General features: G+C 60.3%; 22 protein-coding genes. 9 read left to right on the top strand and 13 right to left on the bottom strand.

The genetic code is table 11. The features are described from left to right. Positions 1 to 196 precede the first annotated feature (196 nt). Positions 197 to 454 (top strand): bacteriocin immunity protein, encoded by a 258-nt coding sequence (locus AACY31_RS08510; RefSeq protein ID WP_339491590.1) that lies wholly within the window; start codon positions 197 to 199, stop codon positions 452 to 454. Positions 455 to 501: 47 nt separating this feature from the next. Here the strand turns inward: AACY31_RS08510 and AACY31_RS08505 are convergent, their stop codons facing one another. After that, the gene (locus AACY31_RS08505) at positions 502 to 1,107 is read right to left on the bottom strand and encodes an energy transducer TonB (RefSeq protein ID WP_339504324.1); all 606 of its coding nucleotides are present in this window, start codon (positions 1,105 to 1,107) and stop codon (positions 502 to 504) included. A gap of 322 nt (positions 1,108 to 1,429) precedes the next feature. Here AACY31_RS08505 and glpT point away from each other — a divergent pair, with 322 nt between their 5' ends. Then, the gene (glpT, locus tag AACY31_RS08500) at positions 1,430 to 2,779 is read left to right on the top strand and encodes a glycerol-3-phosphate transporter (RefSeq protein WP_339479528.1); all 1,350 of its coding nucleotides are present in this window, start codon (positions 1,430 to 1,432) and stop codon (positions 2,777 to 2,779) included. Here the strand turns inward: glpT and AACY31_RS08495 are convergent. From AACY31_RS08495 to AACY31_RS08465, 7 genes are all read right to left on the bottom strand, one after another. Continuing rightward, complete coding sequence (locus AACY31_RS08495) at positions 2,755 to 3,423, bottom strand: gamma-glutamylcyclotransferase (RefSeq protein WP_339479529.1); 669 nt, start codon at positions 3,421 to 3,423, stop codon at positions 2,755 to 2,757. The genes glpT and AACY31_RS08495 overlap by 25 nt on opposite strands. 319 nt (positions 3,424 to 3,742) lie before the next feature. Beyond that, positions 3,743 to 4,711: a CDP-6-deoxy-delta-3,4-glucoseen reductase gene (locus AACY31_RS08490; protein ID WP_339479530.1), complete on the bottom strand. Its 969-nt coding sequence runs from the start codon at positions 4,709 to 4,711 to the stop codon at positions 3,743 to 3,745. After that, positions 4,711 to 6,177: a 4-hydroxy-3-polyprenylbenzoate decarboxylase gene (gene ubiD / locus AACY31_RS08485; protein WP_339479531.1), complete on the bottom strand. Its 1,467-nt coding sequence runs from the start codon at positions 6,175 to 6,177 to the stop codon at positions 4,711 to 4,713. The genes AACY31_RS08490 and ubiD overlap by 1 nt, the downstream gene beginning before the upstream one ends. A 78-nt stretch (positions 6,178 to 6,255) precedes the next feature. After that, positions 6,256 to 8,211 carry an acyltransferase family protein gene (locus AACY31_RS08480; RefSeq protein ID WP_339504323.1) on the bottom strand — a complete coding sequence of 652 codons (1,956 nt, stop codon included), beginning with the start codon at positions 8,209 to 8,211 and terminating at the stop codon, positions 6,256 to 6,258. A gap of 138 nt (positions 8,212 to 8,349) precedes the next feature. Beyond that, a complete protein-coding gene (gene rho, locus AACY31_RS08475; RefSeq protein ID WP_003206716.1) occupies positions 8,350 to 9,609 on the bottom strand; it encodes a transcription termination factor Rho in 1,260 nt (419 codons plus the stop codon). A 241-nt stretch (positions 9,610 to 9,850) separates the two neighbouring features. Beyond that, a complete protein-coding gene (gene trxA / locus AACY31_RS08470; protein ID WP_339479534.1) occupies positions 9,851 to 10,180 on the bottom strand; it encodes a thioredoxin TrxA in 330 nt (109 codons plus the stop codon). 121 nt (positions 10,181 to 10,301) lie between these two features. Further along, positions 10,302 to 11,009 (bottom strand): FadR/GntR family transcriptional regulator, encoded by a 708-nt coding sequence (locus AACY31_RS08465; protein ID WP_339479535.1) that lies wholly within the window; start codon positions 11,007 to 11,009, stop codon positions 10,302 to 10,304. A gap of 254 nt (positions 11,010 to 11,263) precedes the next feature. Between AACY31_RS08465 and AACY31_RS08460 the strand changes: the two genes are divergently transcribed. From AACY31_RS08460 to ppx, 5 genes are all read left to right on the top strand, one after another. After that, a complete protein-coding gene (locus AACY31_RS08460) occupies positions 11,264 to 12,049 on the top strand; it encodes a transporter substrate-binding domain-containing protein (protein WP_339479536.1) in 786 nt (261 codons plus the stop codon). Between the two features lie 21 nt (positions 12,050 to 12,070). Beyond that, positions 12,071 to 12,751 carry an amino acid ABC transporter permease gene (locus AACY31_RS08455; protein WP_339504322.1) on the top strand — a complete coding sequence of 227 codons (681 nt, stop codon included), beginning with the start codon at positions 12,071 to 12,073 and terminating at the stop codon, positions 12,749 to 12,751. Beyond that, positions 12,748 to 13,398, top strand: coding sequence for an amino acid ABC transporter permease (locus AACY31_RS08450; protein ID WP_339479540.1), 651 nt, complete (start codon positions 12,748 to 12,750; stop codon positions 13,396 to 13,398). The genes AACY31_RS08455 and AACY31_RS08450 overlap by 4 nt, the downstream gene beginning before the upstream one ends. Then, on the top strand, positions 13,385 to 14,119 hold the full coding sequence (locus tag AACY31_RS08445; protein WP_339479542.1) for an amino acid ABC transporter ATP-binding protein: 735 nt from the start codon (positions 13,385 to 13,387) through the stop codon (positions 14,117 to 14,119). The genes AACY31_RS08450 and AACY31_RS08445 overlap by 14 nt, the downstream gene beginning before the upstream one ends. Positions 14,120 to 14,413: 294 nt before the next feature. Next, entirely contained in the window at positions 14,414 to 15,916 is a 1,503-nt protein-coding gene (gene ppx / locus AACY31_RS08440; RefSeq protein WP_339479544.1) for an exopolyphosphatase, read from the top strand. 179 nt (positions 15,917 to 16,095) lie between these two features. On the opposite strand, the gene ppk1 is transcribed toward ppx, so the two are convergent. Together ppk1 and hemB are read right to left on the bottom strand one after the other, a co-directional pair. Then, positions 16,096 to 18,312, bottom strand: a complete 2,217-nt coding sequence (gene ppk1, locus AACY31_RS08435; RefSeq protein ID WP_339479546.1) for a polyphosphate kinase 1 — start codon at positions 18,310 to 18,312, stop codon at positions 16,096 to 16,098. 17 nt (positions 18,313 to 18,329) lie between these two features. After that, the gene (hemB, locus tag AACY31_RS08430) at positions 18,330 to 19,343 is read right to left on the bottom strand and encodes a porphobilinogen synthase (protein WP_339504321.1); all 1,014 of its coding nucleotides are present in this window, start codon (positions 19,341 to 19,343) and stop codon (positions 18,330 to 18,332) included. A 206-nt stretch (positions 19,344 to 19,549) separates the two neighbouring features. Between hemB and AACY31_RS08425 the strand changes: the two genes are divergently transcribed. Beyond that, positions 19,550 to 20,173 (top strand): DedA family protein, encoded by a 624-nt coding sequence (locus AACY31_RS08425; RefSeq protein ID WP_339479549.1) that lies wholly within the window; start codon positions 19,550 to 19,552, stop codon positions 20,171 to 20,173. Here the strand turns inward: AACY31_RS08425 and AACY31_RS08420 are convergent. Then, the gene (locus AACY31_RS08420; protein ID WP_339504320.1) at positions 20,154 to 21,401 is read right to left on the bottom strand and encodes a sterol desaturase family protein; all 1,248 of its coding nucleotides are present in this window, start codon (positions 21,399 to 21,401) and stop codon (positions 20,154 to 20,156) included. The genes AACY31_RS08425 and AACY31_RS08420 overlap by 20 nt on opposite strands. A 123-nt stretch (positions 21,402 to 21,524) precedes the next feature. Between AACY31_RS08420 and elbB the strand changes: the two genes are divergently transcribed. Continuing rightward, positions 21,525 to 22,193, top strand: coding sequence for an isoprenoid biosynthesis glyoxalase ElbB (gene elbB / locus AACY31_RS08415; protein ID WP_339479553.1), 669 nt, complete (start codon positions 21,525 to 21,527; stop codon positions 22,191 to 22,193). A gap of 126 nt (positions 22,194 to 22,319) precedes the next feature. Here elbB and AACY31_RS08410 read toward each other — a convergent pair whose 3' ends face one another. Both AACY31_RS08410 and AACY31_RS08405 read right to left on the bottom strand, forming a co-directional pair. Next, positions 22,320 to 22,775, bottom strand: coding sequence for a YaiI/YqxD family protein (locus AACY31_RS08410; protein ID WP_339491587.1), 456 nt, complete (start codon positions 22,773 to 22,775; stop codon positions 22,320 to 22,322). Positions 22,776 to 22,901: 126 nt separating this feature from the next. Beyond that, complete coding sequence (locus AACY31_RS08405; protein WP_339479555.1) at positions 22,902 to 24,800, bottom strand: cytochrome c/FTR1 family iron permease; 1,899 nt, start codon at positions 24,798 to 24,800, stop codon at positions 22,902 to 22,904. Positions 24,801 to 25,045: the final 245 nt, after the last annotated feature.

Here is a 25,045-nt window from a genome sequence, read left to right as displayed (position 1 = left end):
GACCTCATAAACAATTGGGTCCCGGCTCATACGAAATAGGTCCTTTATCGATCGAAGGTGAAAGATCACCAGATTTCAGAACTGGGGGACATTTCTCAGGCGCTTGGGGTTTGCATGAGGGGCCTCATAGGGGGACCAGTAGAAGCTCAAAAAGAACCAACGCCTCTACGCCCTTCATATGGGACGGTGAGCGAAAATGATTACAAAACAATACGACCAATATACTCGCAAAGAGTTCCTCCACCTCATTGAGCGTTTATTTAACAAAGAATACTCATCCGAAGCTGAACTCGATGCATTAGTGCATCAAATTGTAGACACCTCAGAACATCCAGATGGAACCGATATTATTTTCTACCCTAGCGAGGGTGTTGAAGATACGCCTCAGGGAATACTTAATAGCATTGAATTCTGGCGAGAAAAAAACGGAAAACCCGGTTTCAAGCCAGAGTAAACAATAGGCGTCATCACCCTCGGCGATGACGCCCCTCACTACCAAGACTAAAGCAACTCTCGAACCTCCTTCGGCAGCATCCGCACATACCGCGCCGCCGGAAAACTCCCGCAACGCTGCACGATCGAGGGCAGGAGCCTGTTGAACCGGGCGATCAAGGCCAGGCGCTCGGTTTCCGGTAGCTGTTTGACGAGAAATACATTGGATAAATAGAGGCGTGTGTAGTGGAACGGGAGCAAGTCCTGCACCCATAGCTGGCCCTTGGCGTGTGCGTTGATGTCCGAGCACTTCCAAGTCTTGATCCATTTATTGGCATCCAGTGGTAAGCCATCCAGGCGGAACTCGAAGGGCACTATAACGTGCGTCTGCGCTGGGTGTTCGTGATCCACCGTCCACGACTTGAAACGCCATTGACTCACAGCCTCCCGTGCGGCCTTGGCGAATTCCGGATGATCGCTGTGCAGGATCGCGACTTCATCGACACGACCATCGGCATGCACCGTGAAGCCGACCCGGGCCACACCCGCGATGCCCTTCCCGACCAGAGTCGTCGGGTAATCCGGGTTGGGATTGTGTTCGGGCACCAACAACACATCCGCTGCCCCGCTCGTACCAGACAAGCACAGCAACAGCATCACCACGGACCACCTCATACCCCTACCCCTTAGCTCAATGCCAGACCTGGCAGAAACGTAAAGGGTAAAGGCCATGGCTCATGGGCCCTATAGCGAGACTTCCCATTCGGGCGAAGGATGTTTCCCACCGTTTTGCCCCGTACTCACCAATACAGCCCATGAAAAGGCTTTGCGAGGACATTTCCTACGACGCCCTTCTCTTACGCCTGAACGACATGTTCACTTAAGAACATGATCAATCGAAATTTCTGCTATTTATGCGACAACGAGCGATGCTATTTTCGGTAACGAAACTGTAACATTCGTATCCGCAGTCATAACAAGAACCAGGAGCACTTGAATGTTTGCTTTCTTTCGACCTGCCACACACCAGGCAGCCCTGCCTGAAGAAAAAATAGACAGCACCTACCGACGCCTTCGCTGGCAGATCTTCGCCGGGATCTTCATTGGCTACGCCGGCTATTACCTGCTGCGCAAGAACTTCTCCCTGGCCATGCCATATCTGATCGACGAGGGTTACACCCGTGGTCAGCTGGGCCTGGCCATGTCGGCCATCGCCATCGCCTATGGGCTGTCGAAGTTCCTGATGGGCCTGGTGTCCGACCGTTCCAACCCGCGCTACTTCCTGCCCTTTGGCTTGCTGGTCTCGGCGGGGGTGATGTTTGTGTTCGGTTTCGCGCCTTGGGCAACGTCCAGCGTGACCATGATGTTCATCCTGCTGTTTATCAACGGCTGGGCCCAGGGCATGGGCTGGCCGCCCAGCGGACGGACCATGGTGCATTGGTGGTCGCAGAAAGAGCGCGGCGGCGTGGTGTCGGTGTGGAACGTGGCGCACAACGTCGGCGGTGGCCTGATCGGCCCGTTGTTCCTATTGGGGATGGGCTGGTTCAATGACTGGCATGCGGCATTCTATGTGCCCGCTGCTCTAGCACTCGTCATTGCGGTGTTTGCCTTCGTGACCATGCGCGATACCCCGCAATCGGTGGGCCTGCCGCCGATCGAGAAATACAAGAACGACTACCCGGAAGGCTACGACGACAGCCACGAGAGCGAATTCAGCGCCAAGGAAATCTTCGTCAAATACGTGCTGCGCAACAAAATGCTCTGGTACATCGCCATGGCCAACGTGTTTGTTTATCTACTGCGCTACGGCGTGCTGGACTGGGCGCCGACCTACCTCAAGGAAGCCAAGGGCTTCACGGTGGACAAGAGTTCCTGGGCCTATTTCTTCTACGAGTGGGCGGGCATCCCCGGCACGCTGCTGTGTGGCTGGATGTCGGACAAGATCTTCCGTGGCAACCGTGGCCTGACCGGCATGGTGTTCATGGCCTTGGTGACCGTGGCAACGCTGGTGTACTGGCTGAACCCGGCCGGCAACCCGACCGTCGACATGATCGCCCTGGTTTCCATCGGCTTCCTGATCTACGGTCCGGTGATGCTGATCGGTTTGCAGGCACTGGAACTGGCGCCGAAGAAAGCCGCCGGTACCGCCGCCGGCTTTACCGGTTTGTTTGGTTACCTGGGTGGCTCGGTCGCGGCCAGTGCGGTCATGGGCTACACCGTGGACCATTTTGGCTGGGACGGTGGTTTTGTGCTGTTGGTCGGTGCCTGCCTGCTGGCGATGGCCTTCCTCGCGCCAACCCTGTGGCACAAGCAAATCGCCAGTCAGAGCCGCGAAGCGGTCGCCTGATCCAGCGCTGATTTGCAGCGCTTGAGCCGCGCCTCCAGATTCCGGTCTGGCATGGCGTGGCTGCGTAGGGCGTGGATGGTCTGCTCGACGTAATCGCGAGTGGTGCCGTAACGCCCACAGGCGCTTTCGAACACCTGGCTCAGCACATGGTCCGGCAGGTTGCCGGCATAGCTGGGCAGGTGTCGCTCCAGTACAAACCCCAAGGCTTGCACCCGGCTGCCATCCTCGAGACGGCAACTGAGCCAGTGCGGGCGATAGGACGGGACCGGCATCTCGCGCTGCCACAGGGCAAACAGCGAGTCTTCGAGATTGTCCTGCGGCAACCGATAGGCGAAACCGCTGCAGGAGCCGCCGCGATCCAGCCCAAACACCAGCCCCGGCAACTCCGGCGTACCACGATGTTCATGGGACCATAGGTACAAACCGCGATGATAACCATGGACCCGGCCGCGCATCCGCTCCACGGCCGTGCATTCCGGCCGCCAGATCAATGAACCGTACGCGAACAGCCAGACCGGACCGCCCTGGTGGAGACTCATGGTCAATTGCATCGAGGCGAGCAATTGCTCACGGGTCAGTTGCGGCCCCAGCTCGAGTCGTGGTGGGTACAAGGCACAGGTCATGGCGGATTCGATAGCGGTCATGGCCGGTAGCGGTTGGCTCCTCGCGGGTCAGAAGATGGATAGCGTCGTCATGACACTGACGCTGATCAGAATCAAGGCAAGTTGGATGCCATGAATGCCTGGAACTCCGGTATATACCTTACCGACATCCAGTGCATGGGCTAAATATCGAATCGATATATGCCAGGTATATAACCCTGTGGGGAGCAAGGCTTGCCCGCGATAAGAGCGATGCGGCCTTCCAAGATCGAGGTGCCTGTTTCACGAGCAAGTTTTGCTCCCACAAAGCGGAAACTCCCTCGTTACAAAAAACAGACCTCAATCAAGCTTCAAGAGTGGCTCAGGGCCGCGGCGCATACGCAAACACGTCGGCGCGCATTTGATGGGCATCCATTCCGGCTTCCACCAGCGCATCGAGCGTGGCGTAGATCATGGCCGGCGAGCCGCTGGCGTAAACGTGCACGCCAGAAAGATCGCTGATGTCCTCGCACACGGCTTCATGGAGCATCCCGCAGCGCCCTTCCCAGCCACACAAGTCGCTGACGACTTTATGCAGGAACAGGTTCGGCAGTTTCTTCCATTCCTCCCAATGCTCGACTTCATAGAAGTCTTCCGGCCGCCGCACGCCCCAATACAGGTGCACCGGGTGTTTGAAACCCGCCGCCCGGCAATGCTCGATCAGGCTGTGCATCTGCGCCATGCCGGTTCCGGCGGCGATCAACACCAACGGTCCGTCCGGCAGTTCGGATAAATGCGTGTCTCCAAAAGGCATCTCGATACGCACGCTGGGGTTGCGTCGCAGTTGCCCCAGCAGCGCCTGTGCACTGCTTTCGCGCACCAATACGTGCAATTGCAGCTCGCGCCCCGAATGCGGTGCCGAGGCCAGGGAGAACGCCGATTTTTCGCCGTTCTCCCGCTCGATCATCAGGTACTGCCCGGCGTGATAGCGCGGCGGCTTGCCGGCCGGCGCACGCAGGCGCACTCGCCAGACATCGCCCCCCACGTCGGCGCACTCGATCACCTGGCACGCCAGGTTGCGTACCGGTAGCTCACCCGGCGACAGCACGCCATCCCATAACACTATGCAATCCTCCAGCGGCTCGGCGATGCAGGTAAATATCTCACCGTGATCACGCACCTCGCCCGCCTGCTCCACGCGGCCTTCCACCAACAACGCGCCACAGACATGGCAGTTGCCGTTGCGGCAGCTTTGCGGGCATTCATAGCCCAGGCGCCGCGCGCCATCAAGAATCCGCTCGGCGGGCCGGATCTCCAGCACCGCCCCGGAAGGCTGCAAGGTTACACGCATCAATCTATTCCTAACTGATTCCAAATGGCATCGATCCGTTGGGTAACGGCCTCATCCTTGACGATAACCCGGCCCCACTCACGAGTGGTTTCACCGGGCCATTTATGCGTGGCATCGAGCCCCATCTTCGACCCCAGGCCAGACACCGGCGAGGCGAAATCAAGGTAGTCGATCGGCGTATTATCGATCATCACCGTGTCGCGCTTGGGGTCCATGCGCGTGGTGATGGCCCAGATCACGTCGTTCCAGTCCCGTGCGTTGATATCGTCGTCGGTGACGATAACGAACTTGGTGTACATGAACTGTCGCAAAAACGACCAGACCCCGAGCATCACCCGCTTGGCGTGCCCTGGATACGACTTCTTCATGGTCACCACGGCCATGCGATACGAACAGCCTTCCGGCGGTAAATAGAAATCGGTGATTTCCGGAAATTGCTTCTGCAGGATAGGCACGAACACTTCGTTCAGCGCCACGCCGAGAATGGCCGGCTCATCGGGCGGACGACCAGTGTAGGTGCTGTGGTAAATCGGCTTGATCCGATGGGTGATGCGCTCGACGGTGAACACCGGGAAGCTGTCGACTTCGTTGTAGTAGCCGGTATGGTCGCCATACGGACCTTCATCGGCCATTTCGCCAGGATGGATCACGCCTTCAAGGATGATCTCTGCGGTGGCCGGCACTTGCAGGTCATTGCCGCGGCATTTCACCAACTCGGTGCGGTTACCCCGCAACAGGCCGGCGAACGCATATTCGGAGAGGCTGTCGGGCACAGGCGTGACAGCACCAAGGATGGTCGCCGGGTCCGCACCCAGGGCCACCGACACCGGGAAGGGCTGGCCGGGGTATTTTTCACACCACTCACGGTAATCCAGCGCACCGCCCCGATGGCTCAGCCAGCGCATGATGACCTTGTTGCGGCCAATCACCTGCTGACGATAGATGCCCAGGTTCTGACGGTCCTTGTTCGGGCCTTTGGTGACAGTCAGGCCCCAGGTGATCAGTGGCCCTACGTCGCCCGGCCAGCAGGTCTGCACCGGGAGCATGGCCAGGTCGACATCGTCGCCCTCGATCACCACTTCCTGGCAGATCGCGTCCTTGACGACTTTCGGCGCCATGGCAATGATCTTGCGGAAAATCGGCAGCTTGGACCAAGCGTCCTTGAGACCTTTCGGCGGTTCGGGCTCCTTGAGAAACGCCAGCAGCTTGCCGATTTCGCGCAGCTCACTGACGGCTTCGGCGCCCATGCCCAGGGCCACGCGTTCCGGCGTGCCGAACAGGTTGCCCAAGACCGGAATGTCGTAGCCCGTCGGGTTTTCGAACAATAACGCCGGGCCTTTGGCCCGAAGTGTGCGGTCACAGACTTCCGTCATCTCCAACACCGGAGAGATGGGAACCTGGATGCGCTTCAACTCGCCGCGCTGCTCAAGCTGCTGCACGAAATCCCGAAGATCCTTGAATTTCATTGAGATGCCACCCCGAAAATAGGCGTACATCCTACCTGCTCTCACGTCCAAACAGCAGCCCGAGCATACGCGGCACGATCAATTTTCGGTTGCGCCCAACAGCACTGGAGCAAACAGAGGGCTCAGTCGGGTACTGCCTATATCAGACAGATGATCCTCATCCTTGTACTGTGAGTGACCATTGACCTCGATGCTGCAGATCTGTCCCGCACACATCAGTGGGGTCGGATCAATGACATGTACGCCTGGATCGACAGCACTCATCGAGTCGAACAAAGCGCTGAGAAAATGCTGGCGGGCCAAGTGTTCCTGAAGCGGGCGCCCCAATCCTTCTGCCGAACGTCCAACCCGGGCCAGGCTCGTCAATCGATTGATAGCGCCTTTGCGCTGCAGCGGCACCTCTTTGAACAACCACACTTGCACGCCCGCCGCCCTTAACATCGCCACCCGAGCCTTGAGTGCCGCAGTCATACGCGCCTCGGCCTCGGCCCTATTGTCACGGGGATGGAGCAACACTTTGTTGTCGCCGTCCTCACGACCGTAGACGTAAAGGCTCCAGTTGGAGGCCAAGACCACATCCGTGATCTGCAGGCGGCGAACCTGCTCCATGGTCCTTTCGTTGAAGTCCTTGCAACGCTGGCGCAGGTCGTCGCTCAGCACAGGCGGACAAGCGCTCATGCTGTAAAGCCATACCGGACGCCCCTCGCGGGTGGCATTGCTTTCGATCGCCGGCAACAACGCCGCGGCATGGCTGTCGCCCCAGAACAGTTGAGTCGCCTGGGCCTCTTTGTTCTCGCCAATCAGGCACGCCTTGTCCAGATGCTTGTCCGAAGTCACCAGCATGCATTTCATCTGCCCGGCATTCCAATCCCGCGCCTGTGCATACTCCAACGCCTTGCCGGTAAGGCGCTGGGGAAAACCCTCCGCCAAACGAACCACCGAACCTGTCACCGCCAGGGCAACCATGGCCAGCAAACCTCCCACCAGCACTGGTTTGCGCCCTGGCAGCACGCGCTTATCACGAAACGGAAGCTCGACGAAGCGCCAACTCAGCCAGGCAAGACTCAACGCCAACAGCATCCAGCCCACTGCCTCCAAATGCTCGATACCGTCGATGGAAACAGCATTGGCATAAACGTAGACAGGCCAATGCCACAGATAAAGGGAATAGGAAATCAAACCAATCCAGACGAGCACCTTGGTACCGAGCAGTTGAGCGACCCAGGTCGAACCCTGCGCCCCGGACCAAATCAGCGCGGTGGCGCCGAGAACAGGCAGCAAAGCAGCCCAGCCCGGGAACGTCGTGGTCCTGTCAAAGGTGAGAACAGCCACCAGCACTGCAGCCAAGCCGGCCACGCCCGCCGATTGATAGAGCCACGGTCTCATGCCATGCATGGACGCGGGCAATACCGCGAGCATCGCACCACACAACAGCTCCCAGGCGCGTGTCGGCAACGAAAAGAAAGCGACGTCAGGCTTGCTGTCGATGTAAGCGATGTTCAGCCCGAAGGAAACCAGCAAGACGGCAAACAGCATCCAGCGCCAATGACGCACATGACGCATCAACAACACCATCAGCAACGGAAAGAAAATGTAGTACTGCTCCTCGACAGCCAACGACCAGGTATGAAGCAGCGGCTTGAGGTCTGACGCCGGCTCAAAGTAGCCGTCCTCACGCATGAACAAGATGTTTGAAATGAACAACGACTGATAACGAACCGTCCGGCCAAGTTCCGAAAAGTCCTTGGCCGTCAGCAGCAACCAGCCCAGGGCCAACGTTACCAGCAGCACCAGACTCAGGGCCGGAAGGATGCGTCGCGCACGCCGGGCCCAGAAATCGACGAAGCTGAAACGCTGCGCGCTGATCTCTCGGAACAGGATGCTGGTTATCAGGAACCCGGAAATGACAAAGAAGACATCGACCCCGACAAAGCCGCCGCTGAACGTGCTGAAGCCGAAATGAAACAACACCACCGGGATAACGGCCAAGGCCCTCAAACCGTCGATATCACGTCGATTGCCAAATGTGTGCATAACGCTCCTTGTCTTGAAATATACAATGCCAACCGGAACGACACTGCCGGCCTTCAAAAGTGTCTATTTTGATACAAATTTCAGCAAAAAAAAGAGCGCCCCTGTTCAGGGCACTCTTTTTTGAAGCATGGCTTCGTGTTACTTGCGTTTCATCGACAGGAAGAACTCATCGTTGGTCTTGGTCGTCTTCAGCTTGTCGACCAGGAACTCGATGGCGGCGACTTCATCCATCGGATGCAGCAACTTGCGCAGGATCCACATGCGCTGCAACTCATCATCGGCGGTCAGCAACTCTTCGCGGCGCGTGCCGGAACGGTTGATGTTGATGGCCGGGAACACACGTTTCTCGGCGATACGGCGATCCAGGGGCAGCTCCATGTTGCCAGTGCCCTTGAATTCCTCGTAGATCACTTCGTCCATCTTCGAACCGGTTTCAACCAGCGCGGTGGCGATGATGGTCAGCGAACCGCCTTCCTCGATGTTCCGCGCAGCACCGAAGAAACGTTTCGGTTTTTCCAGCGCATGGGCATCGACACCACCGGTCAGCACCTTGCCGGAGCTCGGGATCACGGTGTTGTAGGCACGGGCCAGACGGGTGATGGAGTCCAGCAGGATCACCACGTCCTTCTTGTGCTCGACCAGGCGCTTGGCCTTCTCGATCACCATTTCGGCAACCTGCACGTGGCGGGTCGGCGGCTCGTCGAACGTCGAGGCGACCACTTCGCCGCGCACGGTGCGCTGCATCTCGGTCACTTCTTCCGGACGTTCGTCGATCAGCAGCACGATCAGGTGAACTTCAGGGTTGTTACGGGCGATGTTGGCCGCGATGTTCTGCAACATGATCGTCTTGCCCGCTTTCGGCGGCGCCACGATCAGGCCACGCTGACCTTTGCCGATGGGTGCGCACAGGTCGATGACACGACCGGTGAGGTCTTCGGTGGAACCGTTACCGGCTTCCATCTTCATGCGCACGGTCGGGAACAGCGGGGTCAGGTTCTCGAAGAGAATCTTGTTCTTGGCGTTTTCCGGACGATCGAAGTTGATCGTGTCGACCTTGAGCAGCGCGAAATAACGCTCGCCCTCCTTCGGAGGACGGATCTTGCCAACGATGGTGTCACCGGTGCGCAAGTTGAAGCGACGGATCTGGCTCGGCGAGACGTAGATATCGTCTGGGCCGGCGAGATAGGAAGCGTCTGCAGAGCGGAGAAAGCCGAAGCCGTCCTGGAGAATCTCCAGCACGCCATCACCGGAGATTTCCTCGCCGCTTTTCGCGTGCTTCTTGAGCAGGGAGAAAATCACGTCCTGCTTGCGCGAACGGGCCATATTTTCTATGCCCATCTGTTCGGCCAATTCGAGCAGTTCGGTAATCGGCTTTTGCTTGAGTTCAGTCAGATTCATATAGGAATGACGTAATCATTTATGGAGGGGGGAAATTAAGCTTTTGGCTTAATGAGGCCGCGCCGCGGAGAAGGCGACAGGATCGCGTACTTGTTCGAAAGGAGAGCGTCGGCGACGGCTTGCAGGGGGCAATGGAGAAACCAGTGCGGGGCCGAATGTACCACCTGGGTTTGCGAGCGTCTAGCCCTGAATAACGAAAAAGCCCCGCGATTCGCGGGGCTTTTTCAGTGGCATTCGGCGCTTAGATGTTGGCGTCGAGGAAAGCAGCCAGTTGCGACTTCGACAGCGCACCCACTTTGGTGGCTTCGACGTTGCCGTTCTTGAACAGCATCAGGGTCGGGATACCACGTACGCCGTGCTTGGCCGGAGTCTCCTGGTTTTCGTCGATGTTCAACTTGGCAACGGTCAGCTTGCCGGCGTAGGAGGTAGCGATTTCGTCCAGGACCGGGGCGATCATCTTGCAGGGACCGCACCACTCTGCCCAATAGTCGACCAGTACCGGGCCTTCGGCCTTGAGTACGTCGGCGTCGAAGCTAGCGTCGCTAACGTGTTTGATCAGATCGCTGCTCATGGAAGTCTCCGGGTTTGTCAGCAAAAAAACGTGGCCCATCATAGCGACCCTTCCCGGGTTCAGGAAGCCGCAGTTGATTGAGTCTCGCTATGACGATCGATGGCTTTGGGTATGGCTGGCCTCACGAAGCAGCGGGCGCGACGAAGGAAATCCCGGTACGCAGGGCCGCGTTACGTACATGTTCCTGCATGGCTTTTTGCGCGGCGCCCGAAGCGCGCCGGGCCAGGGCGCGAAGGATCTTGCGATGTTCCTGCCAGGTTTCCATCGCCCGCTCCGCCCGGATGAACGGTAGTTTCTGGCTTTCCAGGAAGATGTCGGCGCTGGCGGTGAGGATGCTCAGCATCGCCTGGTTGCCGCTGGCCAACAAGATGCGCCGATGGAATTCGAAATCCAACCGCGCGGCGGCGTCGAAATCGCTGATCTTCAATTCCCGGCGCATGGCTTCGACATTGTCTTGCAGCCTGTCCAGCTCATCGGCGCTGAGCGTCACCGCCGCCAACCCCGCCGCGAAACCCTCCAGGGCGTAGCGCAATTGGAAGATATCCACTGGCGAGGCCTGGGCCGCGAACGGCCAGCCCGGCGTCGACTCGCTGCGTGGAGCCTCTACCGGTGCCTGCACGAATACCCCCTTGCCCGGCTGCACGCTGATCATGCCCAGGGCACTGAGAGATGACAGCGCTTCGCGCAGCGAGGCCCGACTCACCCCCAATTGCAGCGCCAGGTCCCGTTGCGACGGCAACGCATCGCCCGGGCCGAAGCCTTCATCGACGATCAGTTTGCGGATGGCTTGCAGGGCCACTTCAGGAACGGCGCGAGCGATGGAATTCATGATTTTTAAGACGAACCGGGCCAGTGAGCGACTAGTTGTAAAGCTATTCGCCGCGCCCGGCAAGTCGTGCCCCAGCGGGGTTCGGCGACAAATAACGACGCCCGATAACGGTGCAAAAAACACCGTAACTGTTCAGACCAGTAAGACCGCCTCCCACCAGCAAAACCGTGGCTTGGGCCGGTGAAATGTCGCCTTGGCATGGCCTGTGCTCTGTCCGAACGCAGAAATCACATCACCGATTGCGGAGATTCGCCATGATTCAGCGTTGCAGCGCCCTGCTCACAGCCCTGTTTGCCAGCCTGATGCTCTGTCAGCTACCCGCCCACGCCGATGGCCTGGAAGACGTGGTCAAGCGTGGCACCCTCAAGGTCGCCGTGCCTCAGGACTTCCCGCCATTCGGCTCGGTGGGCCCGGACATGAAGCCCCGTGGCCTGGACATCGACACCGCGAAACTGCTGGCCGACCAGCTCAAGGTCAAGCTTGAGCTGACGCCGGTCAACAGCACCAACCGCATCCCCTTCCTGACCACCGGCAAGGTCGACCTGGTGATTTCCAGCCTGGGCAAGAACCCGGAGCGGGAAAAAGTCATCGACTTTTCCAATGCCTATGCGCCGTTCTACCTGGCCGTGTTCGGCCCGCCTGACGCTGCCATCAACAACCTGGACGACCTCAAGGGTAAGACCATCAGCGTCACCCGTGGCGCCATCGAAGACATCGAGCTGAGTACGGTTGCCCCCGAAGGCACCATCATCAAGCGCTTCGAAGACAACAACTCGACCATCGCCGCCTACCTGGCCGGTCAGGTCGACCTGATCGCCAGCGGCAACGTGGTGATGGTCGCCATCAGCGAACGTAACCCCAAGCGTGTTCCGGCGCTGAAGGTAAAACTCAAGGATTCGCCGGTGTACGTGGGCGTGAACAAAAACGAGCCGGCGCTGTTGGACAAGGTCAACCAGATTCTCGCCACCGCCAAGACCGATGGCAGCCTGGAGAAAAATTCCCAGACCTGGCTCAAGCAGCCGTTGCCGGCCGATCTCTGACCGACGCTTGAGAGGCTGAGCATGGCTTATCAGTTCGATTTTCTGCCGGTGGTGCAAAACACCGAGCTGCTGTTGCGTGGCGCGCTGTTCACCCTGGAGCTGACGGCCATCGGCACGTTGCTCGGAGTCGGCCTGGGCATCGTCGGGGCCGTGGTGCGGGCGTGGAACATTCGTCCGTTCGCGGCAATCTTCGGTGTGTACGTGGAGTTGATCCGCAACACGCCGTTCCTGGTGCAGCTGTTTTTCATCTTCTTCGGCTTGCCGTCCCTGGGCCTGCAGATTTGCGAATGGCAAGCCGCAGTGCTGGCGATGGTGATCAACCTCGGCGCTTATTCCACTGAGATCATCCGTGCCGGCATCCAGGCGATCCCGCGGGGACAACTGGAAGCCGCCGCGGCCCTGGCGATGACCCGCTTCGAGGCCTTGCGCCATGTGGTGCTGCTGCCGGCGCTGGGCAAAGTCTGGCCGGCCCTGAGTAGCCAGATCATCATCGTGATGCTCGGCTCGGCGGTCTGTTCGCAGATCGCCACCGAAGAGTTGAGCTTTGCCGCCAACTTCATCCAGTCACGTAACTTCCGCGCGTTCGAAACCTATGCGCTGACCACGCTCATTTACTTGTGCATGGCGCTGTTGATCCGCCAGCTCCTGAACTGGGTGGGTCGCCGCTGCCTCTACAAGAGCAGCAACGGGAGCGGCCGATGAGCGATTTCACTTTCTGGGACGTGGTGCGCAACCTGCTCACCGGCCTGCAATGGACCCTGGCGCTGTCGCTGGTGGCGTTTATCGGTGGCGGCGTGATCGGCTTGCTGATCATGGTGTTGCGCATCTCCAAGAGCGCCCTGCCCCGCAACATCGCCCGTACCTACATTGAGCTGTTCCAAGGCACACCGCTGTTGATGCAACTGTTCCTGGTGTTCTTCGGCGTGGCCCTGGCCGGGGTGGAGATTTCCCCCTGGATGGCGGCGGCGATTGCCTTGACGCTGTTTACCAGCGCCTACCTGGCGGAGATCTGGCGCGGTTGTGTCGACTCGATTTCCCACGGCCAGTGGGAAGCCTCGGCGAGCCTGGCCCTCAACCCGCTGGAGCAGTTGCGCTATGTGATCCTGCCCCAGGCCCTGCGCATCGCCGTGGCGCCGACCGTGGGCTTTTCGGTGCAAGTGGTCAAGGGCACGGCCGTGACCTCGATCATTGGCTTTACCGAACTGACCAAGACCGGCGGCATGCTCGCCAACGCCACGTTCGAGCCGTTCATGGTCTATGGCCTGGTCGCCTTCGGTTATTTCCTGCTCTGCTACCCCTTGTCCCTCAGTGCGCGCTACCTGGAAAGGAGACTGCATGCCTCTGCTTAGAATTACCGCCCTGCACAAATACTACGGCGATCACCACGTGCTCAAAGGCATCGACCTGAGTGTCGAGGAAGGCCAGGTGGTGGCGATCATCGGCCGCAGCGGCTCGGGCAAATCCACCTTGCTGCGCACCCTCAATGGCCTGGAATCGATCAACGACGGTGTGATCGAAGTCGACGGCGAATACCTCGATGCGGCTCGCGCCGACCTGCGCAGCCTGCGGCAGAAAGTCGGGATGGTGTTCCAGCAATTCAACCTGTTCCCGCACCTGACGGTCGGCGAGAACGTGATGCTGGCGCCGCAGGTTGTTCAAAAAGTACCCAAGACCAAGGCGGCCGAGCTGGCACGGCAGATGCTGGAACGGGTCGGGCTCGGCGAGAAATTCGATGCCTTCCCGGACCGCTTGTCCGGTGGCCAGCAGCAACGGGTCGCGATTGCCCGGGCGCTGGCGATGTCGCCGAAAGTGCTGCTGTGCGATGAAATCACCTCGGCCCTGGACCCGGAGCTGGTCAACGAAGTGCTCAGCGTGGTGCGGCAGTTGGCCAAGGAAGGCATGACGTTGATCATGGTCACCCATGAAATGCGTTTTGCCCGGGAAGTCGGCGACAAACTGGTGTTCATGCACCAGGGCAAGGTGCATGAGGTGGGCGATCCCAAGGTGTTGTTCGCCGATCCGCAGACAGCCGAACTGGCGAACTTCATCGGGATGGTCGAGCCAGCCTGATCTTTGCTGCCAAAGAACAGTCTGTGGCGAGCGAGCTTGCTCCCGCTCGGTTCTGTAGGAGCTGGCGAAGCCTGCGATCTTTTGATCTTTGATCTTTCACTTATGACTCAATGGGCAGCGGAAAGATCGCAGCCTCGTTGCACTCGACAGCTCCTACAGGCCCAGCGGGAGCAAGCTCCCTCGCCACAAAGGCACCCTGCAGGCTGCTCTGGCTCAAGGGTTTGGTTCAGGCGCGTTGGCGTAAGCGGTTGATCGTGGCAGGATGACGTGGTTATCGACCGAGACTTTTTGACCATGCCGCCATCCCAAGCCAAGAATCTGTCCCTGATCGCTGCCATCGACCTGGGCTCCAACAGCTTCCACATGGTCGTCGCCAAGGCGCAGAACGGGGAAATCCGCATTCTTGAGCGGCTCGGCGAGAAGGTCCAACTGGCCGCCGGTATCGACGAAGCACGAAAGCTGAGCGAGGAATCCATCCAGCGCGGGCTCGATTGCCTCAAGCGGTTTGCCCAACTGATCAACGGCATGCCCCTGGGTGCGGTGCGGATCGTGGGCACCAACGCCCTGCGCGAGGCGCGCAACCGGGGCGAGTTCATCCGCCGCGCCGAAGAAATCCTCGGACATCCGGTGGAAGTCATCTCCGGCCGTGAAGAAGCCCGCCTGATTTATCTGGGCGTTTCCCACACCTTGGCCGACACCCCGGGCAAGCGCCTGGTGGCGGACATCGGCGGCGGCAGTACCGAATTCATCATCGGACAGCGCTTCGAACCGCTGCTGCGCGAAAGCCTGCAGATGGGTTGCGTCAGCTACACCCAACGTTATTTCCGCGACGGCAAGATCACCCCGGCCCGCTATGCCCAGGCCTACACCGCGGCGCGCTTGGAAATCATGAGTATCGAACACGCCCTGCACCGCCTGGCCTGGGACGAAGCCATCGGTTCCTCAGGGACCATTCGGGCCATCGGCCTGGCCCTCAAGGCTGGCGGCCACGGCACTGGCGAGGTCAACGCCGAAGGGCTGGCCTGGCTCAAGCGCAGGGTGTTCAAGCTCGGCGACGCGGACAAGATCGATTTCGACGGCATCAAGCCCGATCGCCGGGCAATTTTCCCTGCAGGCCTGGCCATCCTCGAGGCGATTTTCGACGCCCTCGAACTGCAACGCATGGACCACTGTGACGGCGCCCTGCGCGAAGGTGTGCTGTATGACCTATTGGGGCGTCATCATCACGAAGACGTCCGGGAGCGTACCCTGGGCTCGCTCATGGAGCGTTATCACGTTGACCAAGAACAAGCCGCACGGGTCGAACGCAAGGCGCTGCACGCCTTCGACCAGGTGGCCGACGATTGGGACCTTAACGACGGCGTCTGGCGCGAGCTGCTGGGCTGGGCCGCCAAGGTCCATGAAGTGGGCCTGGACATTGCCCACTATCACTACCACAAGCATGGCGCCTACCTGATCGAGCATTCGGACCTGGCGGGGTTTTCCCGGGAAGACCAGCAAATGCTCGCGCTGTTGGTCCGCGGCCATCGGCGCAACATTCCCAAGGATAAATTTGCCGAGTTCGGCGATAACGGCAGCAAGCTGATTCGTTTGTGCGTGCTGCTGCGCTTTGCGATCCTGTTCCATCACATCCGTGGCACCCAGGAAATGCCCCAGGTGGTCCTGCACGCCAATGGCGATCAGTTGGATGTGCTGTTTCCCGAAGGTTGGCTGGAAGAGAATCAACTGACCCAGGCCGACTTCGCCCAGGAAGCCGACTGGTTGACCCGGGTCGGGATTGTGCTGAACATTCACTGATCGCTTGCCGGTGGCTCTACAATCCCGCCGGCTCCCGCTGGGCCTGTAGGAGCTGTCGAGTGCAACGAGGCTGCGATCTTTCCCCAGACACTTGAGTCTCAAGCGAAAGATCAAAAGATCGCCGCCTTCGGCAGCTCCTACAGTACAGCCCGCAGGAACAAACTCCCCCGCCGCAGACCTTAACGAACCGCCAACACCGGGCTACTCAAGCGCTCCAGCAAAGTCGCCTGGGCGCTGCGCGGGTTCTGATTACCGGTCGGCGTGTTGCGGATGTAACGGCCATCCGACTGCAAGCTCCAGCTGTGGGTGTTGTCGGTGAGGTAGCTTTCCAGCTCTTTCTTGACCCGCAGGATCAACTTCTTGCCCTCCACCGGGAAGCAGGTCTCGACCCGCTTGTCGAGGTTGCGCTCCATCCAGTCGGCGCTGGACAGGAACATCTGCTCCTCACCGCCGTTGAGGAAGTAGAACACCCGCGTATGTTCCAGGAAGCGCCCGATGATCGAGCGTACGTGGATGTTATGGGACACCCCCGCAATGCCCGGCCGCAGGCAGCACATGCCACGCACCACCAGGTCGATGCGCACACCCGACTGGCTGGCCTTGTACAACGCACGAATGATCTTCGGGTCGGTCAGCGAGTTGAACTTGGCAATGATGTGGGCCGGCTTGCCCTCCAGGGCGAACTGCGTCTCCCGGGCGATCATGTCGAGCATGCCCTTTTTCAGGGTGAACGGCGCGTGCAGCAGTTTTTTCATGCGCAGGGTCTTGCCCATGCCGATCAACTGGCTGAACAGCTTACCGACGTCTTCGCACAAGGCGTCGTCAGAGGTCAGCAGGCTGTAGTCGGTGTACAGCCGGGCGTTGGCGGCGTGGTAGTTGCCGGTGCCCAAGTGGGCGTAACGCACGATCTCACCGGCTTCACGGCGCAGGATGAGCATCATCTTGGCGTGAGTCTTGAAGCCGACCACGCCATAAATCACCACCGCACCGGCCGCTTGCAGGCGGCTGGCCAGTTGCAGGTTGGATTCTTCGTCGAAGCGCGCGCGCAATTCGATCACCGCCGTGACTTCCTTGCCGTTTCGCGCCGCGTCCACCAGGGCATCGACGATTTCCGAGTTGGCGCCGCTGCGGTACAGGGTCTGGCGCACCGCCAGGACGTGGGGGTCCTTGGCGGCCTGGCGCAGCAGATCGACCACCGGCGTAAACGATTCGAACGGGTGCAACAGCAGGATGTCCTGCTTGCTGATCACGCTGAAAATGTTCTCGCTGTTTTGCAGCAGTTTCGGGATCTGTGGCGTGAACGGCAGGTATTGCAGCTCCGGATGGCTGTCCAGGCCGGTGATGCTGAACAGTCGGGTCAGGTTGACCGGGCCGTTGACCTGATACAGCTCGGTCTCATGCAGGTTGAACTGCTTGAGTAGGTAATCGGACAGGTGTTTCGGGCAGGTATCGGCCACTTCCAGGCGCACCGCATCACCGTAGCGACGGGAGAACAGCTCGCCGCGCAGGGCGCGGGCCAGGTCTTCGACGTCCTCGGTGTCCACCGACAGATCGGCGTTGCGCGTCAGGCGGAACTGGTAGCAACCCTTCACCTTCATACCCTGGAACAGGTCATCGGCGTGGGCGTGGATCATCGACGACAGGAACACATAATTGTCGCCGGGACCGCCGACGTCTTCCGGTACGCGGATGATGCGCGGCAGCAGGCGTGGCGCCGGAATGATCGCCAGGCCGGAATCGCGGCCGAAGGCGTCGATGCCTTCCAGTTCAACGATGAAGTTCAGGCTCTTGTTGACCAGCAGCGGGAACGGGTGCGTCGGATCGAGGCCGATCGGCGTAATGATCGGCGCGATCTCGTCACGGAAATAGCGGCGCACCCAAGTCTTGATCTTAGTGTTCCAGTTGCGGCGACGGATGAAGCGCACCTGGTGCTTTTCCAGTTCCGGCAACAGGATGTCGTTAAGGATCGCGTACTGGCGGTCAACGTGACCGTGGACCAGCTCGCTGATGCGCGCCAGGGCCTGGTGCGGTTGCAAGCCGTCGGCGCCGGCCTGTTCACGGGCAAAGGTGATCTGCTTCTTCAGGCCGGCGACGCGGATCTCGAAAAACTCATCCAGGTTGCTGGAAAAGATCAGCAGGAATTTCAGCCGTTCCAGCAGCGGGTAGGACTCGTCCAGCGCCTGCTCCAGCACGCGGATGTTGAACTGCAGTTGCGACAGCTCGCGATGGATGTACAGACTGCTGTCATCCAGGCTGGGAATCACAATCGCCGGGGCCGGTGCGGGCTCGACGACAACTGGGGCTGCGGGCTCCATCGCTGGCGGTGTCTCGGCAACCTGCTCGACCACGGGTTGAGCGTCTTTTACGGCAACTTCGGAGAGTCCTTCGGTATTCATCGCAAGTTCCTGGGAGGCTATTTCTGCTCTCGTAACAATTGGGCGGCGCGCACGGCAAAGTAAGTCAGGATGCCATCAGCGCCTGCGCGTTTGAAAGCGGTCAAGGACTCCAGGATTACCCCTTCGCCCAACCAGCCGTTCTGGATCGCGGCCATGTGCATGGCGTACTCGCCGCTGACCTGATAAACAAAGGTCGGCACTTTGAATTCGTCTTTGACCCGGCAAAGAATGTCGAGGTAGGGCATGCCAGGCTTGACCATGACCATATCTGCCCCTTCTGACAAGTCAGCCGCCACTTCGTGCAAGGCTTCCTGACTGTTGGCCGGGTCCATCTGATAAGAAGCCTTGTTGGCCTTGCCCAGGTTCAGGGCCGAGCCGACCGCGTCGCGGAACGGGCCGTAATAGGCGCTCGCGTATTTGGCCGAGTAGGCCATGATTCGCACGTTGACGTGACCGGCCACCTCGAGGGCTTCGCGGATCGCCTGGATACGCCCGTCCATCATGTCCGACGGCGCCACTACCTGCGCCCCGGCCTCGGCGTGGGACAGGGCCTGCCGGACCAGTGCATCGACCGTAATGTCGTTCTGCACGTAACCTTCTTCATCGAGAATACCGTCCTGCCCGTGGGTGGTGAACGGGTCCAGTGCCACGTCGGTGATCACCCCCAGCTCCGGGAAGCGCGCGCGCAGAGCGCGGGTCGCACGCTGGGCGATGCCCTCCGGGTTCCAGGCTTCGGCGGCGTCCAGAGACTTGAGTGTCGGCGGCGTGACCGGGAACAGCGCCAATGCCGGAATACCCAACTCGACCCAGTGAGTGGCTTCCTCAAGCAGCAGGTCGATCGTCAGGCGCTCCACCCCGGGCATCGACGCCACCGCTTCGCGACGGCTCTCACCGTCCAGAACGAATACCGGCAGGATCAGGTCATTGGTGGTCAGCACGTTTTCACGCACTAGCCGACGAGAGAACTCATCACGACGGTTGCGACGCAGGCGGGTAGCAGGGAACAGACGATTGGCGGGGGTAAAGCTCACGGCAGACTCCTGAGCCCGTGCTGGCGGGCGAGCGTGACAGTTATAAGCGCCCATTATGACGAAGACATTACAGTTTATGTGTGCCTGCGTCCTGTCGTCGCAGTTATTGTCATTGTAGGAATTGTTCACGTCGAGACACATTTCGATACTTTCCTGAATGTGCCTGAAGGGTTAGGCTGCGCGTTCATTTCGCCAGCACCCAGACAATGCTCCAACAATTTCTGCATGACTTCGGCTACTTGGCCCTGTTTATCGGCACGTTCTTCGAAGGCGAAACCATCCTCGTGCTCGCAGGTTTCCTGGCGTTCCGTGGCTACATGGACATCAACCTAGTCGTCGTCGTGGCGTTCTGCGGCAGCTACGCGGGCGATCAGCTGTGGTATTTCCTGGGACGCAAGCACGGTCGCAAGCTCCTGGCCCGCAAGCCACGCTGGCAGTTGATGGGGGATCGGGCGCTGGAGCATATTCGCCGGCATCCGGACATCTGGGTCCTGAGCTTCCGCTTCGTCTATGGCCTGCGCACGGTGATGCCGGTGGCGATCGGCCTGTCAGGCTATCCGCCGGGTCGCTACCTGTTGCTCAACGGCATCGGGGCGGCGATCTGGGCCACGGCGTTGGCCGCGGCCGCGTACCACTTTGGCGCGGTGCTCGAAGGCATACTGGGCAGCATCAAGAAGTATGAGTTGTGGGTCCTCGGCGCGCTGCTGGTGCTGGGCCTAGTCTTGTGGCTGCGCCGACGTATCAAGAATGCGCGCCTGGCCAGAAAAATCCTCGAAGCCGAGCGCCTGGAACAAGCCCGGTCCGGCGAACCTACGACGCCAACCGAGTAAACCGGGTACGAGAGCAATACAGCCCGATGCCGCTGAGCAGGCTGTAGCTGAGCAGCACGACCCAGGCCCCATGGCTCATCACAGCGCTGGCCGGCCACAACCCGGCCAGGGGCGCCAGCCATACCAGCGGCAGGTTCGAGGCCAGCCGCAACAGCTCCAGCCTCAACGCCCACGGGCGATTCTCCAGGGCCACGCCCAACACGAACAGGCCGAACGCCACCGCGCCCCAACCCAGCACCAGGGCGGCGACCGGCAGGCTGGCTTCAAGGTTCATCAGATAACTGCCCAGGGCAATGTAGGCGCAGAACTGCAGCCCCACGTACCACTGCTGGCGAGCCTCCAACGGCACTTCGAATTTGCGGAACTGGCTCAAGTCCGGCTTGTTCAGCGGGTACCTGGCCGCGACATCCGCCGGACGCCAACCGGTGGGCATGAACCAGATCCGCAGCTTGTCCCACCAACGCCCGGCCCGACGAGCATCGGCCCCTAGCTGCGCATAGAACTGCAGGTTGGCCCACACCGGATTCCAACTGGCCAGCGGCGTGGTCACGCCGAAAATCACCGGTTCGTTGGCATCTTCTTCCTGGAAGGTGCCAAACAGACGGTCCCAAATAATGAACACCCCGCCGTAGTTGCGATCCATGTAGAGAGGGTTCTGTGCATGGTGGGCACGATGATTGGACGGCGTAACGAGGCACCACTCCAGCCAGCCGAGCTTGGGGATGTGCTGGGTGTGGACCCAGAACTGATACAGCAGATTCAACGCCGCGACGCTGACGAACACCTCCAGCGGCACGCCCACTACGGCGAGCGGGACGTAGAAGATCCAGCTCAGCAGGAACCCGGTGCTGGTCTGGCGCAATGCGGTGCAAAGGTTGTAGTCCTCGCTCTGGTGGTGCACCGAATGAGCGGCCCAGAGGATGTTGCGTTCATGGCCCATGCGGTGCAGCCAGTAATAGCAGAAGTCGTAGAGCACAAAGGCAAACACCCAAGTCCAGGCGCGGTCGGCAGGCAGCCCGATGACAGCCAGGTGTTTCAACGCAAAGGCGTAGGTCACCAGCCCCATGCCTTTAGTCAAAAGGCCCGTCGTGGTCGACAGTACGCCGGTGCTCAAGCTGTTGATCGCGTCTGCCACACGGTAGTGGCTCACGCCCCGCCAGCGATCAGCCAGCAACTCGACGGCGATCAGCACGAAGAAGAACGGCACGGCATACAGGATGAAGTTCATGACGCAACCCGGGCATGCAAGGCAGGGAGATAGTCGGCAGATTAGGTGTAGCTGCCCCATCCCCCTATGGCAACGAGTGACAAATTAGTAGACATTTAACGCCATGAATATGGAGAAAAAACCATGAGCAAAAAAATTGCGGTGATCCTTTCCGGCTGTGGCGTGTATGACGGCGCCGAGATCCACGAAAGCGTGATCACCTTGCTGCGTCTCGATCAGCGTGGAGCTCACGTCCAGTGCTTCGCCCCCAACATTGCCCAGTTGCATGTGATCAATCACCTGACCGGCGAGGAAATGCCCGAGAGCCGCAACGTGTTGGTGGAATCGGCACGGATCGCCCGGGGCAACGTGAAAGACCTGCGTGAAGCCAGGGTCGAGGACTTCGACGCCCTGATCGTCCCCGGCGGTTTTGGCTCGGCGAAAAACCTGTCCAACTTCGCCGTCGAAGGCGCCGGCTGCACGGTCCAGCCAGAGGTCCTGGCATTGGCCGAGGCCTTTGCCGAGGCCGGCAAACCAGTCGGGCTGATCTGCATCTCCCCGGCCATGGCGGCGAAAATCTACGGCCCGGGAGTGGTCTGCACCATCGGCAACGACGTCGACACGGCCGCCGCGGTGACCAAAATGGGGGGCACTCACGAAGAGTGCACCGTCACCGATATCGTCGAAGACCGCGCGCGCAAACTGGTCAGCACCCCGGCCTACATGCTGGCGCAGAACATCAGCGAAGCGGCTTCTGGCATCCACAAGCTGGTGGACCGGGTGTTGGAGTTGACACACGAAAACGACGCCTGACACCGCCGAATTCCCTCCTGTGGGAGCGGGCTTGCTCGCGAAAGCGGTGTGTCAGCCACTCGATGGGCCAACTGAACCGGCGCCTTCGCGAGCAAGCCCGCTCCCACAAGGGGATTGAGGCAAGGCTCAGGAAATTCGGGTCAGGCGCGTCAGGATCCGATCCAGCGCATTGGCAAACCCCTGCTTGTCCCGCTCGCTATACGCCGCCGGGCCGCCGCCCATGTGGCCCTGTTCACGTAAATCGGTGAACAGGTTGCGCACCGCCAGCCGATCGCCCATGTTCTGGGCATCGAACTCCTTGCCTCGTGGATCCAGGGCGGCAACGCCCTTCTTCACCAACCGGTCGGCCAAGGGCACGTCGCTGCAGATCACCAGCTCACCCGGCTCGGCGTACGCCACCAGGTAATCGTCCGCCGCGTCAGGGCCACTGGGCACCACGATCAGCTTCACACAAGCCAGGGCAGGCTTGATCTGCGGCTGACCGGCCACCATCACCACCTCGAACCGGCGCTTCAAGGCGAACTTGACCACCAGTTCTTTCGCCGCCTTGGGGCAGGCATCGGCGTCGATCCATACGCGCATTGAGTGGTTTCCTCTAGGTTAAAAGCATCGCGGGCAAGCTTGCTCCCACACAAGCCTTGCCCCAACAGGGGAGTGTTGACTGTGGGAGCAAGGCTTGCCCGTGATTATGAGCGCAGCGAATGCTTTTCAGGAAACCTGGACCCTACGTTTCTCCACCACCCAACTGCGCCCATACAGCACCACGATCGCCAGGATCGCCACCACTTGAGCGGCCAGCGAATAGGCATCGGCATGAATGCCCAGCCAGTCAAAGTCGAAGAACGCCACCGGATGGGTGCCGAAGATCCCGGCTTCCTGCAATGCCTTCACGCCGTGACCGGCGAATACCACCGACAGCGCGCACAGTAACCCAGCGTTGATGCTGAAGAACAACGCCAGCGGCAGTTTCGCCGAGCCGCGCAGGATCACCCAGGCCAGCCCCATCAACAACACCAGCGCCGTCACGCCACCGGCCAGTACTGCGTTGTGCCCGGCGGGGCCCGCTTGCAACCACAGGGTTTCGTAGAACAGGATCACCTCGAACAGTTCGCGATAGACCGAGAAGAACGCCAGGATCGCAAAACCAAAACGACCACCGCCGCCCACCAGGCTGCTCTTGATGTAGTCCTGCCAGGCCGCTGCGTGGCGACGGTCGTGCATCCAGACCCCCAGCCACAGCACCATCACACTGGCGAACAAGGCCGTCGCGCCTTCGAGCAACTCACGCTGGGCACCGCTGACGTCAATCACATACGCCGCCACCCCCCAGGTCGCCAGGCCGGCCAACAGTGCCAGGCCCCAACCGACGTTAACGCTGCGCACGGCCGACTGCTGACCGGTGTTGCGCAGGAACGCCAGGATCGCCGCCAGCACCAGGATCGCCTCCAGCCCTTCGCGCAGCAGAATCAGCAACCCGGAGATGTAGCTCAGCGACCAGCTCAAGCCATCGCCGCCCAGCAGGTCGGCTGACGCCTTCAACTTGGCCTTGGCCGCGTCCAGGCGCTGTACCGTCTGCTCGATCGGCAAACCGTCCTGCAAAGACTGACGGTAGGCCATCAGGGACTTTTCGGTGTCCTTGCGCACGTTGGCGTCGACGTTATCCAGCGAGCTTTCTACCAGCTCGAAACCTTCCAGGTAAGCGGCTACCGACAGATCGTAGGCCTGGTCGTGGTCACCGGCACGATACGCCGCGATGCTTTTATCCAGGGTGGCCGCCGTGTAGTCGAGCAACTGCGCCGGGCCACGTTGCACCTGCGGCGGCTGGGCACGCTGGGCACGGAACGTCGCCGCCACTGCCGTGCCTTGCGCGGCGAGGACTTCGGCCGGGGTCTGGCGCGCCAGGTCAGCGAGGTTGAAGACCTGTTCACTTTTGGCGGCCGCCGGGTCGGCGCTGAAACTGGCGATGTAGGTCGCCAGGTCCCAGCGCTGACGGTCGTCGAGCTGATCGGCGAAGGCCGGCATGTCGGTGCCGTCGATGCCCATGCCGACGGTGTTGTAGATCGCATAAAGACTCAGGCGATCCAGCCGCTGGGCGTCCCGCATGTTGGCGGGCGGCGGTTCCAGGCCGACACCGGCAGGACCGTCGCCAGCACCGTTGGCACCGTGGCACACCGAGCAATTCTGGGCATACAGCGGTGCGCCGCGGGAAGGATCGGGGGTGATGACCGGCGCCTGGCTGACTTCATACGCCACTGCCAACCGAGCCCCCAGTTGCCGCGTCAGGCGGGCGACATCGCCGCCGTCCTGGCGCTGGGTGATTGCATTGCGCAGGGTGTCGATGCCGTGGACCAGCTCAGTCTTTTCCGGCTTGGCCGGCAGCCCGGCGATCAACCCTTCCAACACCTGGGTGAATTCCAGCTGCTCGCGGTATTCCCCCTCCTCGATGACCTTGCCTGCCTCGACCGTCGCTGGGTAATCCGCGCCGATGTAATCCAGCAAATGCAGCGCCTGGGGGGCGCCCTCGACGGTGTCGGCCAGCAGCGGGGGGCTGCACAGCGCAAGCAATGGCAGTACAAGCCAGGCCAGGAAACGGAACGGCGCAGTCATGAATGACTCTCGGTTGGTAATAAGAAGTAACACATTGTTCACTTCCAATGACTTTGGCTCAAGAGCCGATGTGCTTTGGCGGCACATTTTCATCGGATATTCGTACTTTGAAGGTGATGTCACAAAAAAGGCATTTCGAGATCGAAAAGCCATTACATAGCCAAGCGCCATGTTTATAATCGCGCCGCCTTCTTATTGTTGGATGGCATAAAAGCTCCTCTTTTTATGAGGAACCGGCAGCGTCT

This window comes from Pseudomonas sp. RL_105y_Pfl2_101 (assembly GCF_963970585.1).
Taxonomy (GTDB): domain Bacteria; phylum Pseudomonadota; class Gammaproteobacteria; order Pseudomonadales; family Pseudomonadaceae; genus Aquipseudomonas.
The sequence above is the reverse complement of the archived record's forward strand: the minus strand, read 5'-3'. Positions and strand labels throughout refer to the sequence as shown.